15 protein-coding genes are annotated in these 15,555 nt (G+C 64.8%); 6 read left to right on the forward strand and 9 right to left on the reverse strand.

Annotated features, from left to right (window positions below; genetic code table 11):
• Positions 1-216: 216 nt before the first annotated feature.
• The gene (locus tag PNO31109_RS09070) at positions 217-2,001 is read left to right on the forward strand and encodes a peptidoglycan D,D-transpeptidase FtsI family protein (protein WP_150555282.1); all 1,785 of its coding nucleotides are present in this window, start codon (positions 217-219) and stop codon (positions 1,999-2,001) included.
• A 309-nt stretch (positions 2,002-2,310) separates the two neighbouring features.
• Here the strand turns inward: PNO31109_RS09070 and PNO31109_RS21895 are convergent, their stop codons facing one another.
• The 5 genes from PNO31109_RS21895 to PNO31109_RS09090 form a co-directional block, all read right to left on the reverse strand.
• Positions 2,311-2,676 (reverse strand): cytochrome o ubiquinol oxidase subunit IV, encoded by a 366-nt coding sequence (locus PNO31109_RS21895; protein ID WP_174966338.1) that lies wholly within the window; start codon positions 2,674-2,676, stop codon positions 2,311-2,313.
• On the reverse strand, positions 2,677-3,303 hold the full coding sequence (locus PNO31109_RS21900) for a cytochrome o ubiquinol oxidase subunit III (RefSeq protein WP_174966339.1): 627 nt from the start codon (positions 3,301-3,303) through the stop codon (positions 2,677-2,679).
• 2 nt (positions 3,304-3,305) lie between these two features.
• The gene (cyoB, locus tag PNO31109_RS09080) at positions 3,306-5,285 is read right to left on the reverse strand and encodes a cytochrome o ubiquinol oxidase subunit I (RefSeq protein WP_150555348.1); all 1,980 of its coding nucleotides are present in this window, start codon (positions 5,283-5,285) and stop codon (positions 3,306-3,308) included.
• 15 nt (positions 5,286-5,300) lie between these two features.
• Complete coding sequence (gene cyoA / locus PNO31109_RS09085) at positions 5,301-6,362, reverse strand: ubiquinol oxidase subunit II (RefSeq protein ID WP_150555283.1); 1,062 nt, start codon at positions 6,360-6,362, stop codon at positions 5,301-5,303.
• A 518-nt stretch (positions 6,363-6,880) separates the two neighbouring features.
• On the reverse strand, positions 6,881-7,507 hold the full coding sequence (locus tag PNO31109_RS09090) for a LysE family translocator (RefSeq protein ID WP_150555284.1): 627 nt from the start codon (positions 7,505-7,507) through the stop codon (positions 6,881-6,883).
• A 280-nt stretch (positions 7,508-7,787) separates the two neighbouring features.
• Here PNO31109_RS09090 and PNO31109_RS09095 point away from each other — a divergent pair, with 280 nt between their 5' ends.
• Both PNO31109_RS09095 and PNO31109_RS09100 read left to right on the forward strand, forming a co-directional pair.
• Positions 7,788-8,252, forward strand: a complete 465-nt coding sequence (locus tag PNO31109_RS09095; protein ID WP_150555285.1) for an Lrp/AsnC family transcriptional regulator — start codon at positions 7,788-7,790, stop codon at positions 8,250-8,252.
• Positions 8,253-8,431: 179 nt separating this feature from the next.
• Positions 8,432-9,895, forward strand: a complete 1,464-nt coding sequence (locus tag PNO31109_RS09100; protein WP_150555286.1) for a sensor domain-containing diguanylate cyclase — start codon at positions 8,432-8,434, stop codon at positions 9,893-9,895.
• Here PNO31109_RS09100 and PNO31109_RS09105 read toward each other — a convergent pair.
• Positions 9,820-10,866 (reverse strand): LysR family transcriptional regulator, encoded by a 1,047-nt coding sequence (locus PNO31109_RS09105; RefSeq protein WP_150555287.1) that lies wholly within the window; start codon positions 10,864-10,866, stop codon positions 9,820-9,822. The two genes, PNO31109_RS09100 and PNO31109_RS09105, sit on opposite strands and share 76 nt — an antisense overlap.
• On the reverse strand, positions 10,863-12,338 hold the full coding sequence (locus PNO31109_RS09110) for an MFS transporter (RefSeq protein WP_150555288.1): 1,476 nt from the start codon (positions 12,336-12,338) through the stop codon (positions 10,863-10,865). Before PNO31109_RS09110 ends, PNO31109_RS09105 begins: the two co-directional genes overlap by 4 nt.
• A gap of 86 nt (positions 12,339-12,424) precedes the next feature.
• On the opposite strand from PNO31109_RS09110, the gene PNO31109_RS09115 reads away from it, so the two are divergent.
• The gene (locus PNO31109_RS09115) at positions 12,425-13,069 is read left to right on the forward strand and encodes a helix-turn-helix transcriptional regulator (protein ID WP_306345277.1); all 645 of its coding nucleotides are present in this window, start codon (positions 12,425-12,427) and stop codon (positions 13,067-13,069) included.
• A gap of 46 nt (positions 13,070-13,115) precedes the next feature.
• Here PNO31109_RS09115 and PNO31109_RS09120 read toward each other — a convergent pair whose 3' ends face one another.
• Positions 13,116-13,433 (reverse strand): YnfA family protein, encoded by a 318-nt coding sequence (locus PNO31109_RS09120; protein WP_150555290.1) that lies wholly within the window; start codon positions 13,431-13,433, stop codon positions 13,116-13,118.
• Between the two features lie 103 nt (positions 13,434-13,536).
• On the opposite strand from PNO31109_RS09120, the gene PNO31109_RS09125 reads away from it, so the two are divergent.
• Both PNO31109_RS09125 and PNO31109_RS09130 read left to right on the forward strand, forming a co-directional pair.
• The gene (locus PNO31109_RS09125; protein ID WP_150555349.1) at positions 13,537-13,743 is read left to right on the forward strand and encodes a SlyX family protein; all 207 of its coding nucleotides are present in this window, start codon (positions 13,537-13,539) and stop codon (positions 13,741-13,743) included.
• A 201-nt stretch (positions 13,744-13,944) separates the two neighbouring features.
• On the forward strand, positions 13,945-14,637 hold the full coding sequence (locus PNO31109_RS09130) for a DUF1439 domain-containing protein (RefSeq protein WP_306440557.1): 693 nt from the start codon (positions 13,945-13,947) through the stop codon (positions 14,635-14,637).
• 213 nt (positions 14,638-14,850) lie between these two features.
• On the opposite strand, the gene PNO31109_RS09135 is transcribed toward PNO31109_RS09130, so the two are convergent.
• Positions 14,851-15,276: an organic hydroperoxide resistance protein gene (locus PNO31109_RS09135; protein WP_150555291.1), complete on the reverse strand. Its 426-nt coding sequence runs from the start codon at positions 15,274-15,276 to the stop codon at positions 14,851-14,853.
• Between the last annotated feature and the right edge of the window lie 279 nt (positions 15,277-15,555).

Below are 15,555 nucleotides of genomic sequence, written 5' to 3' on the forward strand. Positions count from 1 at the left end.
GGAATACCGGACAAAATCCGCTTTCGGTTTCACCTGTCGACACCCTTGCGAAAGTCTTGCCCCGACGGCTCGAAAAAAACCTTGAAAGCCCCGTCCGACGGGGCTTTTGCGCTATTGCAACTGGCGCTTGCGTGCTACGCTATCTCGCCTAGAATTCGAGCCAGGGTCTGCCCCCGGACCCGATGCTGTTCACGCATCTCACGCCCCGCGAGCGCCATGCAAAAGAAACGCCAATCCAAGGACGTCACGTTCTCCTCCAGTCCTGTTTTGCAGTCGCGCATGTCGCTTTGGCGCTCCAAGCTGGTCGTCATCATGATCACCCTGGCCTTCATCGGACTGGTGGTTCGGGCGTTCTGGATCGCCGGCCCGGGCAATGATTTCTACATCGCGCAGGGCGAGAAGCGTTACGAGCACACCATCGTGATGCCGGCGGTGCGCGGCAAGATCGAGGATCGCGATGGCAGGGTGCTGGCGACGAGCCTGCCGATGCGCACCGTGTGGGCCGTGCCGGCCGAGGTGCCGGACGACTTGTCCGACAGCGACATCCAGAAGGCGAGCAAGCTGCTCGACATCCCGGCCAGGGAACTGCGCACCAAGCTGATCGGCGAGAAGAAGTTCGTCTACATCAAGCGCCAGGTGTCGCCCGAGATCGGCAAGCAGGTCGAAGCGCTGGGTATCCCGGGCGTGTACGAAAGCAGCGAATACAAGCGCTTCTATCCCGAGGGGGAAGTGGCGGCGCATGTCGTGGGCTTCACCAACGTCGAGGACAAGGGCCAGGAGGGAATGGAACTGGGCGAGGAGCCGCTGCTCGAGGGTACGGCGGGGGTTCGCCGCGTCATCAAGGACCGGATCGGCCGCACCATTCAGGATCTCGACGACTCCAGCCCGCCGCGCGACGGCAAGGACATCCGGCTGACGCTCGACACGCGCGTGCAGTACATCGCCTACGAGGCGCTCAAGAACGCGCTCGAGCGCACCGGCGCGAAGGCGGCGATGGCGGTCGTCATCGACGCCAAGTCGGGCCAGGTGCTCGCCCTGGCCAATCTGCCGACGTACAACCCCAATGATCGCGAGCACCTGACCGGCGAACAATTGCGCAACCGCGTGTTTACCGACGTCTTCGAGCCGGGGTCGATTCTCAAGCCGTTTACGATGGCGTTGGCGCTGGACCTGCACCGCCTCACGCCGACGACCCTCATCGACACCGGCCCCGGTCGATACGTGTTCGAGGGCGCGACCATCAGCGACGACAGCGCAAACGGCGTATTGACCGCGGCGGGCGTGATCCAGAAGTCCAGCAACATTGGCATGACCAAGGTGTCCACCATGTTGCGCGCCGAGGAAATGTGGGACATGTTCACCGAGATCGGACTGGGCCAGCAGCCGAAGCTCGGCTTCCCGGGCGCCGTCTCGGGCCGCCTGCGTCCCTACAAATCATGGCGTCGGATCGAACAGGCGACGATGGCATATGGCTACGGGATTTCGGCGTCGCTGTTCCAACTGGCGCGCGCATACACCATCTTCGCGAACGATGGCGTGATGATGCCGATTTCCATCGTCAAGCCCGATACGCCGGTGCAGCCCGAGGGCGTGCGGGTCATCGATGCGCGCACGGCCGCGGAGATGCGCAAGATGCTGGCGAGCGTCGTCGATACGGGAGGTACGGCGACCACTGCGCAGGTGGCCGGATACAGCATTGGCGGGAAGACCGGCACGGCGTACAAGGCGGGTGCGCATGGGTATGACCATTCCAAGTACCGTGCGTCGTTTGTGGGGATTGCGCCGTTGTCGGCGCCGAGGCTCGTGATCGCCGTGTCGGTGGACGAGCCGAAGGCGTCTCAGCACTTTGGCGGTCAGGCGGCGGGCCCCGCGTTTGCCGAGATTGCATCGCAGGCGTTGCCGTTGCTCGGAATTCGGCCGGATTTGCCCGTGCGGCCCGGGGTGATTCTGGCGGCGCCGACCTCCGATACGCCGCCGGACGACAAGGCGTCGCACGGGTAAGGGAATAAAGCGGACTGGCGTCCGCGGGTCCGCACCCGCTTCATCCGCCGCGCACCAGATCCAGTTGGCGGCCGCTGACCCGCTAATCCGCTAATCCGCTAATCCGCTAATCCGCTGACGGGGCGACCTCAAGGCGGAGCGCAGTCACGGAGCGGCAACCGGCGCGGCGCGTCAACGAAGGAAAAAACAAACCCCGGAGCCGGCAGAAAGCCGACATCCGGGGTATGACGAAGGCGCGGCAAGCGCCTCCGGGCAAGCCCCCTCTCCGGTCGTCCTGCACCGCTGCACCGGAAAAAGGGGGGGGCGGCATTACATGCCCGGCATCATCAGCGAGTTGGCGTTGTGCATGATCCACAGCGAGCCGACGAGCACGATCGCCACGATCAGCACGGTAAACAGGAACGCCATCACGTTCCAGCGCTGTTCCGACGAGCGGTCCATGTGCAGGAAGTAGACCAGATGAACGATGATCTGCACCAGCGCCGCGCCGAGGATCAGCGGGAGCACCGTCGACGGCGGCATCGTGCCGTCCATCACCAGCTTGAACGGCACGACGGTCAGAATCACCGCGAGCACGAAGCCGATCAGGTACGACTTCACGCTGCCGTGGCTGCCGCCCGCCGCGTTGTGGCCAGCTTCGTGGCCATGCGATTGCACCGAATTCGTATTGCTCATTTACATCGCTCCCATCAGGTACACGACCGTGAACACGCCGATCCAGACCACGTCCAGAAAGTGCCAGAACAGCGACAGGCATTGCAGGCGCGTCGTGTTCGTCGAGGTCAGGCCCTTCTTGCCGATCTGGAACATCAGCACGGCCATCCACAGCAGGCCCGAGGCCACGTGCAGACCGTGAGTCGCCACGAGTGCGAAGAACGACGACAGGAAACCGCTGCGGTTCGGGCCCGCGCCTTCCAGGATCAGGTGATGGAATTCGTACAGTTCCATCGCCACGAAGGCGGCGCCCAGCAGCCAGGTGATCGCCAGCCAGCCCTGCACGGCGCCCTTCTTGCCGTTGTGCAGGCCAACCATCGCAAAGCCGTATGTGATGGAAGAGAACAGCAGGATGAACGTTTCGACCAGCACGAACTTCAGGTCGAACAGTTCCTTGCCGGTCGGGCCGCCCGCCGTGGCGTCGCGCAGAACCGCGAACGTCGCGAACAGGCTGGCGAACAGCACAAGGTCGGTCATCAGGTACACCCAGAAACCGAAGATCGTGTTGCCTCCGGTGTCGTGGTGCGCGTGGTCATGCGCATGCGCATCGGCATGCGCGCCAGAGTGTTTGAGAACTTCGCTCGTCATGATTATGCCTTTGCTGCTGCGGCCAGCGCCTGGTGGTGAGCCGTTTCAATGGCCACCACTTCCGGCGATTGCACGTAGTAGTCGATCGAATCGTCGTTGCTGCGGCAGATGAACGTCACGATCATGCCGACGAAACCGACGATGGCCAGCCACCAGATGTGCCAGATCGCGGCGAAACCGAACACCAGCGAGAACGCGCTGATGATGAAACCGGCGCCCGTGTTCTTCGGCATGTGAATCGGTGCGTAGCTCGTCTTCAGATCGCTCTTGATGCCGTGTTCCTTGCGATAGGCCAGCTCGTCGATGTCATGCACGCGCGGCTCTTCCGCAAAGTTGTAGAACTGCGGCGGCGACGACGTCATCCACTCCAGCGTGCGGCCGTTCCAGGGGTCACCCGTCGTATCGGCCAGCGCCTTGCGGTTCTTGATCGAGATGACCAGTTGCAGCACCTGGAAGCCGATACCCGCGGCGATGAACAGCGCCCCCACCCAGGCAGCAATCAGCCACGGCTGCCAGGCGGCGTTCTCGTAGTGGTTCAGACGGCGCGTCATGCCCATCAGGCCCAGCACGTACAGCGGCATGAACGCAAGGTAGAAGCCGATCAGCCAGCACCAGAAGCTTGCCTTGCCCGTGCGCGAATCCAGCTTGAAGCCGAAAGCCTTCGGGAACCAGTAGTTCATGCCGGCGATGTAGCCGAACAGCACGCCGCCGATGATCACGTTGTGGAAGTGAGCGATCAGGAACAGCGAGTTGTGCAGCACGAAGTCCGCGCCCGGTACGGCCAGCAGCACGCCCGTCATGCCACCGATCACGAACGTGACGATGAAGCCCAGCGTCCACAGCACCGGCACCGTCATCTGCACGCGACCGCGGTACATCGTGAACAGCCAGTTGAAGATCTTCACGCCGGTCGGGATCGAGATGATCATCGTCGCGATACCGAAGAAGGCGTTCACGCTCGCGCCCGAACCCATCGTGAAGAAGTGGTGCGCCCACACGAGGAACGAGAGCACCATGATCGCTGCCGTGGCGTACACCATCGACTTGTAGCCGAACAGCTTCTTGCCCGAGAACGTCGCGATGATCTCCGAGAAGATGCCGAACGCCGGCAGAATCAGGATGTACACCTCCGGGTGACCCCAGATCCAGATCAGGTTGATGTACATCATGGGGTTGCCGCCCAACTCATTCGTGAAGAAATGGAAGTCGAGGTAGCGGTCAAGCGAGAGCAGCGCCAGGGTCACCGTCAGCACCGGGAACGCGGCGCACACCAGCACCATCGTGCACAGCGACGTCCAGGTGAACACCGGCATCTTCATCAGGTTCATGCCCGGAGCGCGCATCTTCAGGATCGTCACCACGAAGTTCACCCCGGTGAGCAACGTCCCCAGCCCCGATATCTGCAAGGCCCAGATGTAGTAATCCACCCCCACGCCCGGACTGTATTGAATGCCCGAGAGCGGCGGGTAAGCCAGCCAGCCCGTGCGCGCGAACTCGCCCACGCCCAGCGACAGGTTCACCAGCGCCGCGCCGGCCACGAACAGCCAGAACGAGAGCGTGTTCAGGAACGGGAAAGCCACGTCGCGCGCGCCGATCTGCAGCGGCACCACGAGGTTCACCAGCCCGGTCATGAACGGCATCGCCACGAAGAAGATCATGATCACGCCGTGGGCGGTGAAGATCTGGTCGTAGTGATCCGGCGGGAGCACGCCCGGCGAGTTGTGCGCGAGCATGAGCTGCGTGCGCATCATGATGGCGTCGGCAAAGCCGCGCAGCAGCATGACGAGCGCCACGAGCACGTACATCACGCCGATCTTCTTGTGATCGACCGACGTGATCCACTCGTTCCACAGGTATTTCCACTTGCCGAAGTAGGTGAGCAGCGCAATGATGCCCAGCCCGCCCAGCACCATCATGCCGACCGCGCCGACGATGATCGGCTCGTGGTACGGGATGGCTTCGAGAGTCAGTTTGCCAAACAGCGTTGACATTGTCGTTTACTCCTTATGCGCGTGCGCAGCCGTGCCGGCGTGCATCGCGTGCGCGCCGGCGTTGTCCATGGCCATGGTCATCGACTGGCCGTTGCGCACCTCGGCGGCGGCGGCCGGAGCCGTCGCGGCGTCCGTGCCCGCGCCCTTCATTTCCATCTTCATGTCCATGCCCTTCATTTCCATGGCGCCGTGGTTTTCATGACCTTCATGCTGCTTGGCCATGGCGGCTGCCATCGGGGCGTGCACGATCGACTGGAACATGTTCGCGTCGACCGAGCTGTAGTACGTGACCGGCGAGTTCTCGCTCATCGGCACCAGCGAAGCGTAGGCCTCCTTGTCGAGCACCTTCTTCGACTCGCGCACCTTCTTCACCCACTGCTGGAAGTCGTTGTCGCTCATCGCCAGCGTCTTGAAGCGCATGCCCGAGAAGCCGCCGCCGCTGTAGTTCGCCGAAATCCCGTCGTACTCGCCGACGTGGTTCGCGATCAGGTGCAGCTTCGTTTCCATGCCGGCCATCGAGTAGACCTGGCTACCCAATTGCGGAATGAAGAACGAGTTCATGATCGATTCCGAGGTGATCTTGAAATTCACCGGGGTATCGACCGGAACGGCCAGCTCGTTGATCGTCGCGATGCCCTGTTCCGGGTAGATGAACAGCCACTTGTAGTTCATCGACACCACTTCGACCGTGATCGGCTTCACGTCGCTCTCCAGCGGCTTGTAGGGATCGAGCTCGTGAGTGGAGACCCAGGTGAGGCGGGCCAGAATCACGATGATGATGATCGGCACCAGCCAGACCACGACCTCGATGGCCGTCGAGTGCGACCAGTTCGGCTCGTAGCGCGCCGACTTGTTGCTCGCGCGGTACTTCCACGCAAACCACAGCGTCATCAGGATGACCGGAATCACCACGATCAGCATCAGCCACGTGGCCGTGAGGATCAGGGACTTGTTCTCCACTCCGATCTGCCCTTTCGGGTCGAGCAGCGTCATGTTGCAGCCGGCCAAAAGCAGCGGCGAACACAAGGCGAGGAGCCTAAACAATCGCGGGTTTCTGTGTTTCTTCATGTCACACGACAGGTTGAGTTGGCCAGCGAGCGGCGCAACACGGGCTTACCGGCCTGATGCAGGGTCGCAGTAGGTTGGCAAGGGTTAAGGGGACGGGAGCAGTCGTCGCGCCGGTATTGCACCGGTCGAACTACGACGACTGTGTCATCGAAAAGACGGGAACCGGGGCAGAGTGCCGCCCGCAGACCTCAAGTCACTGTCCGACTTCTTGTCTTTTACTTCCATCACGGTGCGGCATTATGCCGAAGTTTAATTAGGCCGGACATCGACCTGCGGCCGGCGCGACAATGTGTCGCGCGGCCCTCTCGCGTACGCGCGCGAGCTTTTCCAAGCAGATCGGCACCTTTTTGGCGGTAAACGCTGTGCAATGCAGCAACGCGGGAACGTTCACTGATTTCAAAGGGTGCGACGTTGTGTCGCACCCGGATTTGCGGTGTTGCAGCGAATTCATGCGACACGCACCAATATGGTGCAACCGCGTCGTCCGTCCGGTCGGACTGGCGGTTGTGCACCGCCGGTCAGTCGAGCGACAGTCGCACGGCGAAGGCCATGAGCGCCGCCGCGAACGACCAGCGTTGTACTTTTTGCGCAAACGGGCGCGTGCGCAGCCAGTGCGCGATGCGAGCCGCACCGAAGGCGAGCGTGACGTCGAAAATGGCGCCCACGAGCAGCAGCAATACGCCGAGTTCGAGCACCTGGGTCCAGACCGCGCCCGCCTCGGCACGCACGAACTGCGGCAGCAGTACCGAACAGAACAGAAGCGCCTTGGGATTGAGCACGCTCGAGAGCACGCCGCGCCGCACGGCGTGTCCCAACGGCGGCGCCTCGCCCGAAGCCTCGGCCGGTGCCATGCCGAAGACCGGCGAACGCCAGATCTGGATCGCGATCCACGCAAGATAGAGGGCGCCCGCAATGCGCACCGTCTCGAACAGCCACGGGGCGGCGCGCAGCAGCGCGGCCACACCGCAAGCCGAGAGTATGACGTGCCCCGCGCGCGCGAGCGCCAGCCCGAGCGCCGTGGCCAGGCCGTGCCGCACCCCTCGCGTCATGCTCGTCTGCATCACCAGCGCCATGTCCGGCCCCGGCAGGGCGTAGACCACGATCAGGGCGCCGACGAAAACCGTGAGCAACTGCAGCGAAACCATGGTGGAAGTCCCCTGTGAAGCCATGGGTAAAACATGGGTAAAAGGAGCAGACATGATCGCGCCAACCGCGTAGCGATAGATGGCGTTTTCCTCCCCAATTTCCCGCCCACGCGGCTGGTTTCAACCAAGAAAATGCGCCCAGCAAAGCAATTCCATCTCGACCTCCCGGGTGCCGGAACCGGCCAACCTAGGCCGCGCGGATGAGGGCAACACTTCCCCGCAGGCCCGGTTCGTGGTGGAATGCCATCTTCGCAGTTGCTTTTGTAGCGGGATACCCACAATGAACGAACTCGACGCTATCGACCGGGCGATCCTCGCCATCGTCCAGCGCGATGGCCGCATCTCCAACGCTCGCCTCGCCGAGCGCGTGTCGTTGTCCGAAACACCCTGTGCCCGACGTCTCAAGCGCCTCGAAGCCGAGGGCTACATCACCGGCTACCGGGCCGAGCTCTCGCATCGGGCGCTGGGTCTTGGCGTGATGGCATTCGTGCATGTGCGCTTCGCGGTCCACGATCGCGCGCTCTCCGAGCAATTCGAGCGCGAAGTGCAGGCGATCGATCGCATCGTGTCGTGCCACAACATCTCCGGCAGCGCCGACTATCTGCTCGGCGTGGTCGCCACCGACCTCGACGACTACGGCCTGTTCACGCGAGACGTGCTGCGCGCGCTGCCCGGCGTTTCGTCCATCGAATCGATGCTCTCGCTGCGCGAAGTCAAGCGCGACACCGGCGCACCGTTGCTCTGACGCCCCCGGGCATGGCGCGGCGCTCGTTTGCCCTTAGAATGGCGGCCTGACCCGACCTCAGGTGCCACATGCCGGACGCCACGCCTGCCGTACCTTCTCAGCCGCCTTCGTCGTCGACCACGCCTCCAGCGGCGCCGTCGCTGCCGTCTCAGCCCTCCCCTGCCAGCGACGACGCCCTGATGTTCGACCTCGCGCCGGTCTCGCTCTGGCTCGAGGACTTCAGCGGCGTGCAACAACTGTTCGACATCTGGCGCGCGCAAGGCGTGGCCGATCTGCGCGCGCATTTCAAGGCGGATCCGGCGCACGTGTCGGCGTGTTCGCAGCGCATTCGCGTCATCAAGGTCAACCGGCGCACGCTCTCGATGTTCAATGCGCCGTCGCTCGACACGCTCGTGGCCAACTTGCCGCGCGTGTTCCGCGACGACATGCTCAAGACGCACATCGAAGAGCTCTGCCAGCTCTGGGACGGCCGCACGCACTTCACCAGCAAGACCGTCAACTACACGCTCGACGGCCGTCGCCTGGACGTACTGCTCAACGGCACCGTCCTGCCCGGCCACGAAGCCACGCTCGCGCGCGTGCTGATTTCACTCGAAGACGTGACCGAGCTCGAACACGCCCGCCAGCGCGTGACCATGGGCGAGCAATACGCGCGCGGTCTGTTCGAATACTCGCCGGTGTCGCTGTGGGTGGAAGATTTCAGCGCCATCAAGATGCTGCTCGACGACGCACGCGCGCGCGGCATTACCGACTTCCGCACGTTTACCGACGTCCACCCCGAATTCGTCGAGCGCTGCATGACCGAGATTCACGTGCTCGACGTGAACCGTCATACGCTCGCGATGTTCGTCGCGCCGGACAAGGCCACGTTGCTCGCGCACCTGCCGGACGTGTTTCGCGACGACATGCGCCAGAACTTTCGCGAGCAGCTCATCGACCTTTGGGACAACAAGCTGTTCCAGCAGCGTGAGGTCATCAACTACGCGCTCGACGGCAACGAGATCAACGTCCACCTGCAGTTCGCGGTACTGCCCGGCCATGAAGCCCGCTGGGATCTGGTGCTCGTCGCGCTCACCGACATCACCGCCCGCAAGAAGGCCGAGTCGTACCTCGAATTCCTCGGCAAGCACGACGTGCTTACCAAGCTGCGCAACCGGTCGTTCTATGCGGACGAGCTCAATCGGCTCGAGCGCAAGGGCCCCTATCCGGTCACCGTGATCGTGGCGGATCTGAACGGTCTGAAGGGCGTGAACGACCAGCTCGGTCACGCGGCCGGCGATGCGCTGCTGCGCCGCGCAGGCGAAGTGCTGGGCAAGGCGATCGTGGCGCCGCAGATCGCCGCGCGCATCGGCGGCGACGAGTTCGCGCTGCTGCTGCCGTCGACCGACGCCACGGGAGGCGCGGCCGTGATCGAGAGCATTCGCCAGTTGGTGGAACTCAACAACTCGTTCTACCCAGGCACGCCGCTCTCATTCTCGATGGGCATGGCCACGTGCGAAGCGGGCGAGCGGCTCGAGGCGGCCATCCAGCGCGCCGACCTGCTGATGTACGAGGAAAAACGCAATCACTACGCCGGCACGGTCAATGGGCGCCGCTCGCTCGACGCCCTGGCGCCCGGCTCCGGCGGCAGCGGCGGCGTGTAATCGCGCGCGTTGCCCAGCGGCTCGCAGATTTCGGCAAGCCAGTCGACGAACGCCCGCACGCGCGGCGAAATCCGCTTTTGTGCCGGATACGCCGCCGAGAGCCGCAGCGGCGGCGGCGGGCACGTCGGCAGCACCGGCACGAGGCGCCCTGAGGCGAGGTATGGCGCCGCAGCAAGCACCGTCGGCTGAATCAGGCCAAGCCCCTCCAGCCCCGCCGCGAGATATGCGGCTTCGTCACCGACGTGCAATTGCCCGCGCGTGCGCACACAAGTGACCTTCGCGCCGACCATCAGCGTGAGATCGCCGCAACGCGCCGGCAGGGGCGCGACGCCTTGCGCTTCGGCCTGTCGGCCGGCGCCGGGCGCCCCGGGCGTCTCCACGGGCGCCGTCAGCCACTTCACCGACGTGTGCGTGGCGAGATCGTCCGGATCCGTGGGCGTGCCGTGAAGATCGAGATAGCGGCGGCTCGCGCACGTCACCCGGGGCAAATCGCCGAGATAACGCGCAACGAGCCGCGAGTCGGGCAGCTCGCCCAGCACCACGCCGCAGTCCACGCCGTCACCGCGCCAGTCGCCGTGCGCGGGCGTGGCGTCGAGCGCGATCTCCAGACCGGGATAACGCGCCTGAAAACCGGCGAGCGACGGCATGACGACCTCGCGCGCGATCACCGGCGGCAGGACCACCACGAGCCGTCCCCGCAATTGCGCCTGCGCGCCGAAAAGCCCCGATTCCACCTCCTCCACGTCGGCCAGGATCGCGACGCATCGTTCGTAGTACGCCGCGCCTTCCATCGTGAGCGCCACGCGGCGCGTCGAGCGCGTGAAGAGCGCCACGCCGAACCAGCGCTCGAGATGCTGCACCTGTGTGGTGACGGTGGCGCGCGGCATGTCGAGCGACTGCGCCGCCTTCGTGAAGCTGCCAACGTCGGCCACGCGCACGAAGGTGCGCATGGCGGTTATGCGATCGATCATGACGCCTCCTGCCCCGTGACGGGAGCGGCCACCTTGCCGCGCAATGCCAGCACTGCCGCACCGGCAGGCGCCAGCGCGAACGTTGCGAAGAGCCAGACCGCCGCGCGCGGCGCTTCGTCGAGCGCGCCGTCGGCCAGGCCGGCCGAATTGACGACGAGCCCCGCCAGTGCCGAGCCGAGCGCCATCGAATACAGTTGCACCGTGGTGATCGACGCCGACGCAAGGTGCGCCTCGCCGGGGCGCGCCGCTGTCATCACCCGCGTGAGCAGATGCGGCCACCCCATGCCCACGCCCACGCCCACCGCGAACAGCGCGAGGCTGATCGACGCCGCGCCGGCGGTCGTCGCGAAAAGCGCCGCCTGCGGCAGCAACCATGCCAACGTCAGCATGCCGAGCGTGACGACGACGGGACCTGCGCGCACGCGCCGCTCGGCGGCCTCGCCCTGACGCCCGGCGCTCGTCATCGACCCGACCGACCAGCCCGCTGCCATGAGCGCCGCGAGATAGCCGGCGGCAAACGGGGTCTGAGCGTGAATCGTCTGCAGGAAATAGGGAACGTAGATCTCGCTGGTCGTCGCCAGCCCGAGCAGGCTCATCGCGGCGTACAGACTGCCCAGGCGCGTGCGCAACGAATAGGCGCCGGTCGGCAACAGACGCGGCACCGCGTGCCGCACGCCGCGCTCGCGCTGTGCGAGCCACCACGCGAGCGCGAGTCCCACGACGACCCAGGCGCTCGCCATCGCGTAGGAACCGACGAGCGCACCGAGCGAGATGGCCACGGCCGAGGCGCACAACAGAATGACCTTGAACCAGGGCACCGGCTGTGTGTCGGGCGCACGCGCACCATCGTTGCCCGCCATGGCGCCTGCGCGCCCCGGCCGCACCTGCGCGCAGACGATCAGGCCGAGGCCGAAGACCACCGGCAGCAGCGACCAGAAGGCCCACCGCCAATGACCGAACTGCGCAAATATGCCGCCGAGCGCCGGTCCGCACAACGTGGCCACGCCCCACATTCCCGAGACCAGTCCCATCGCACGAGACCATAGCGGCGGCGCGAACACGATGCGAATCAGTGCGTAACTGAGCGCGAGAAGAACGCCGCCGCCAAAGCCTTGCAGCGTGCGACCGGCGAGCATCCACGGCATGTCGGGCGCGGCCGCGCAGACGATCGTGCCCGCACTGAAACCGAGCAGCGCGACAAGATACGCCGCTCGCGGGCCGAGCGCCGCGAGCGTCTTCGAGGCGAGCACCGAGCCCAGAATCGAGGCGACGACAAAGAGCGTGGTATTCCACGAATACAGATCCAGCCCGCCGATGTCCTTCACGATGGACGGCAACACCGTCGTTGCCACGTACACGTTCGTCGCATGCAGTGCGACGCCCCCCGCCAGCGCCAGCGACCGCCAGCCGTTGCTACCGCTCAACAAATCGCGCCAGCCGGGCGTCATGGCATTCGTCGTGCTCGTCGTCATGGATGGACAGCCGCACATGGGCGGACTAATATGCAAGGAAGTTCTTGGATATTACATGCCTCACAATGAATTACCCAAATACCCCCTTGGATAATAGGGCGACGGCGCCGGGCGCCGGGCACGAGCGCGTGCTGCACTGGCTCAAGACACAGGGGCCGGCGTCGACGGCGGAAGTCGCCTCGGGGCTGGGCATTACAGCCGAAGCCGCGCGCCAGCAGGTGCAAAAGCTCGTGGCCGAAGGCCTGCTCGTGGGCGAGACGATGCCCGCGCGCGGGGCTGGCCGTCCCCGTCAGGCCTGGACGCTGACCGAGGCCGGCCACGGTCGCTTTCCGGACGCGCATCCGCAGTTGACCATCCAGCTGATCGGCTCGATTCGCCAGTTGTTCGGTGAAGACGGTCTCGAGCGTCTGATCACGCAGCGCGCGGCCGACACGCGTGTGCATTACAAGCAGGCCATCGACGGCTTGCCGAGCCTGTCGGCGCGAGTGCAGAAACTTGCGGAGATCCGATCGTCGGAAGGGTATATGGCGCGTGTGGAGCGCGACGGCGACGACTGGTTGCTGATCGAAGACCATTGCCCGATCTGCGCGGCGGCGAAGACGTGTCAGGGTTTTTGCCGCACCGAGTTGGAACTGTTCCAGGAGTTGATCGGCGAGCGCGGCACCGTCTCGCGCGCGACGCACATCCTTGCAGGCGGGCAACGCTGCACGTACCGTGTGAGTCCGTGTTGAGACGCGCCGTCGCGAATCGCGCCGCAGGCGGCAGCGTCGCTTCGTCTTATCTCGGCTGGAATGCGATCAGGCTCATGCCCGCCAGCGCGACCAACACTCCCGCCACGTCCCACGACGTTGGACGCAGCCCGTCGACGAGCCACAGCCACACGATCGCCACGCCGATGTAGACGCCGCCGTAAGCCGCATAGACTCGCCCGGCGGCAGACGGGTGCAGCGTGAGCAGCCAGGCGAACAGCGCGAGCGAAAGCGCGCCGGGCACCAGCAGCCAGACGCTGCGTCCCTGCTTGAGCCAGAGCCACGGCAGATAGCAGCCGACGATTTCGGCCACGGCCGTCGCGACATAAAGCAAAAAGGTTTTCATGATGCGATTATGCCGGGCGCCGGCGCGAGACGTCACCACGGCGCACGGGCCGCCCCGCCGATGACCTACAATGCCGCCTTCACCGGAGAAGCTCATGGAATCGTTGGAATCGCGTGTCGTCGAACTCGAAATCAAGGTGGCGTTTCAGGAAGACCTGCTCGAGACGCTCAACGAAATCGTCACCCGTCAGGAACAGCAGATCGACCTGCTCCAGAAGCAGTTCAAGGCGCTTTATCAGCAGATGCAGTCGCAAGGCCAGGGCGGTGGCAACGACGGCAATCCGCGCCATGAAATCCCGCCGCATTATTGAGTCGGCGGCGCGGGTCCCCTCAGTGGGGCGTCCGGGTCGCCGCCCCGCCTGGACCCTCCCCACGCCCCACGTCCCCCACGGCTCCCCGGCGCCGCCATCGGCAAGTCCGGTCCGGGCAGAACGAATCCACGCCGTGCGAGTCACATCTGCATCGACGATTCAGGCACGGCGCCCCCGTGCCGTCTGCCGGACATTCGCCACATGATCTCTCCCCGCTCGCCTTTCGGCTCCGCTTTCAGTGCTGGTCTCGGTTCCGCCTTCAACTCGCCGTTCAGTTCGCCGCGCTCGCGCCGCAGCGCACCGGACGATTTTCACGTCACTCGCGTCACCCGCCGTGACACGCTGCGCATGGCCGCTGCCGGTCTGCTCGCCCTTGTTCCGCTCGTGCGCCCGGCGCGCGCCGCCTACAACATCTGGACGGGCGAGTACACCATGACGCGCAAGGAAATCGAGGCGGCCGTCGGCAAACGCTTTCCAACCACGCTCAACTACGGCCAACTGCTGAGCGTGGAGCTCACGAATCCGCAGATCGGCTTCAATCCGCAGGCCAATCGCATCAACACGCAAGTCGACGCGCAATTGCAGAACGTGCTTTTGCAGGGCCAGCCGCTCAAGGGTGTGCTCGCGATCTCCAGCGCGTTGAAGTACGACCCGCTCCGACGCGCCGTGCTGCTCGACAACCCCAGCGTCGAGCGCGTGGACGTGAACGGCATGCCGCCCGCCTACGGTCAGCAGTTGACGGCCATTGGCGGCACGGTGGCACAGCAGGTGCTCAACCAGTATCCGATCTACACCTTCAAACCGGAGCAATTGCGCTACGGCGGCCGCGAGGTGGAGCCGGGCGCAATCACCGTGCTGCCTGATGGCATCAAGGTGGAAGTGAGGACGAAGTAACGGATGGTGGGCGCCAACTGACGGCCAATGTCGATGAATGCCGATGAATGGTGATGAAGCGCATCGAAAAAGCGCGTGATCGCGAGACTGCCCCAGGCGTCTTCGCGCCACGCGTTGCGATGTTCCGCAACGAAAAAGGGCGACCCGCGGGGGTCGCCCTTGTCACGACCGGCGCAAGCCAGTCGCCATGACGTGGTGCGATGCCGGCCGCGCTCAGACCACCGTCAGCGTCACGTCGATATTGCCGCGCGTGGCGTTCGAGTACGGGCACACGACGTGGGCCTTTTGCACGAGCGCCTCGACAGTGGCGCGATCGACGCCCGGCACGCTGATCTTCAGCTCGGCCTGGATGCCAAAGCCCGTCGGGATCTGGCCGATGCCCACGCTGCCGTCGATCTTCGTGTCGGCCGGCAACGTAATCTTTTCCTTGCCGGCGACGAACTTCAGCGCACCGAGAAAGCAGGCCGAATAGCCGGCGGCGAACAGTTGTTCCGGGTTGGTGCCGCCCACACCCGGGCCGCCCATTTCCTTGGGCACCACCAGCTTGACGTCGAGCACGCCGTCGGACGAGACGGCACGGCCATCACGGCCTCCGGTGGCGGTGGCATGAGCGGTGTACAGCACTTTTTCGATCGACATGACGAACTCCTGGTAAGTAGACGAATTTCACTTCCAAACTTCGACCGCAGCAGCCGGATACGCCCTCGCGGCGCCTTGCCGACTCCACGATCCAACCGACATGCGCGCATCCGTTATCTGACCAGACGCCCGATACGCGCGTGTGTTCCCGAGTCGACGTTGCCCGCGCTCACCGCACGCGCGGCGATATTCGCGCTGCGTGCGTGCCGGCCCGGCGCCGTCGACGATCTTAATGCACCCGCCGCAACCTCACGGTGAATGCTTCTGGCCACCTCGTCC

Origin of the sequence: Pandoraea nosoerga (genome assembly GCF_902459585.1) — a bacterium.
Lineage (GTDB): Bacteria > Pseudomonadota > Gammaproteobacteria > Burkholderiales > Burkholderiaceae > Pandoraea > Pandoraea nosoerga.

Coding starts and splice junctions, on each gene's coding strand:
- PNO31109_RS09070 (WP_150555282.1), top strand. CDS start 217: ATGCAAAAGAAACGCCAATCCAAGGACGTCACGTTCTCCTCCAGTCCT.
- cyoA (WP_150555283.1), bottom strand. CDS start 6,362: ATGAAGAAACACAGAAACCCGCGATTGTTTAGGCTCCTCGCCTTGTGT.
- PNO31109_RS09090 (WP_150555284.1), bottom strand. CDS start 7,507: ATGGTTTCGCTGCAGTTGCTCACGGTTTTCGTCGGCGCCCTGATCGTG.
- PNO31109_RS09120 (WP_150555290.1), bottom strand. CDS start 13,433: ATGAAAACCTTTTTGCTTTATGTCGCGACGGCCGTGGCCGAAATCGTC.
- PNO31109_RS21900 (WP_174966339.1), bottom strand. CDS start 3,303: ATGACGAGCGAAGTTCTCAAACACTCTGGCGCGCATGCCGATGCGCAT.
- PNO31109_RS09100 (WP_150555286.1), top strand. CDS start 8,432: ATGTTCGACCTCGCGCCGGTCTCGCTCTGGCTCGAGGACTTCAGCGGC.
- PNO31109_RS09095 (WP_150555285.1), top strand. CDS start 7,788: ATGAACGAACTCGACGCTATCGACCGGGCGATCCTCGCCATCGTCCAG.
- PNO31109_RS21895 (WP_174966338.1), bottom strand. CDS start 2,676: ATGAGCAATACGAATTCGGTGCAATCGCATGGCCACGAAGCTGGCCAC.
- PNO31109_RS09130 (WP_306440557.1), top strand. CDS start 13,945: ATGATCTCTCCCCGCTCGCCTTTCGGCTCCGCTTTCAGTGCTGGTCTC.
- PNO31109_RS09135 (WP_150555291.1), bottom strand. CDS start 15,276: ATGTCGATCGAAAAAGTGCTGTACACCGCTCATGCCACCGCCACCGGA.
- PNO31109_RS09105 (WP_150555287.1), bottom strand. CDS start 10,866: ATGATCGATCGCATAACCGCCATGCGCACCTTCGTGCGCGTGGCCGAC.
- PNO31109_RS09110 (WP_150555288.1), bottom strand. CDS start 12,338: ATGACGACGAGCACGACGAATGCCATGACGCCCGGCTGGCGCGATTTG.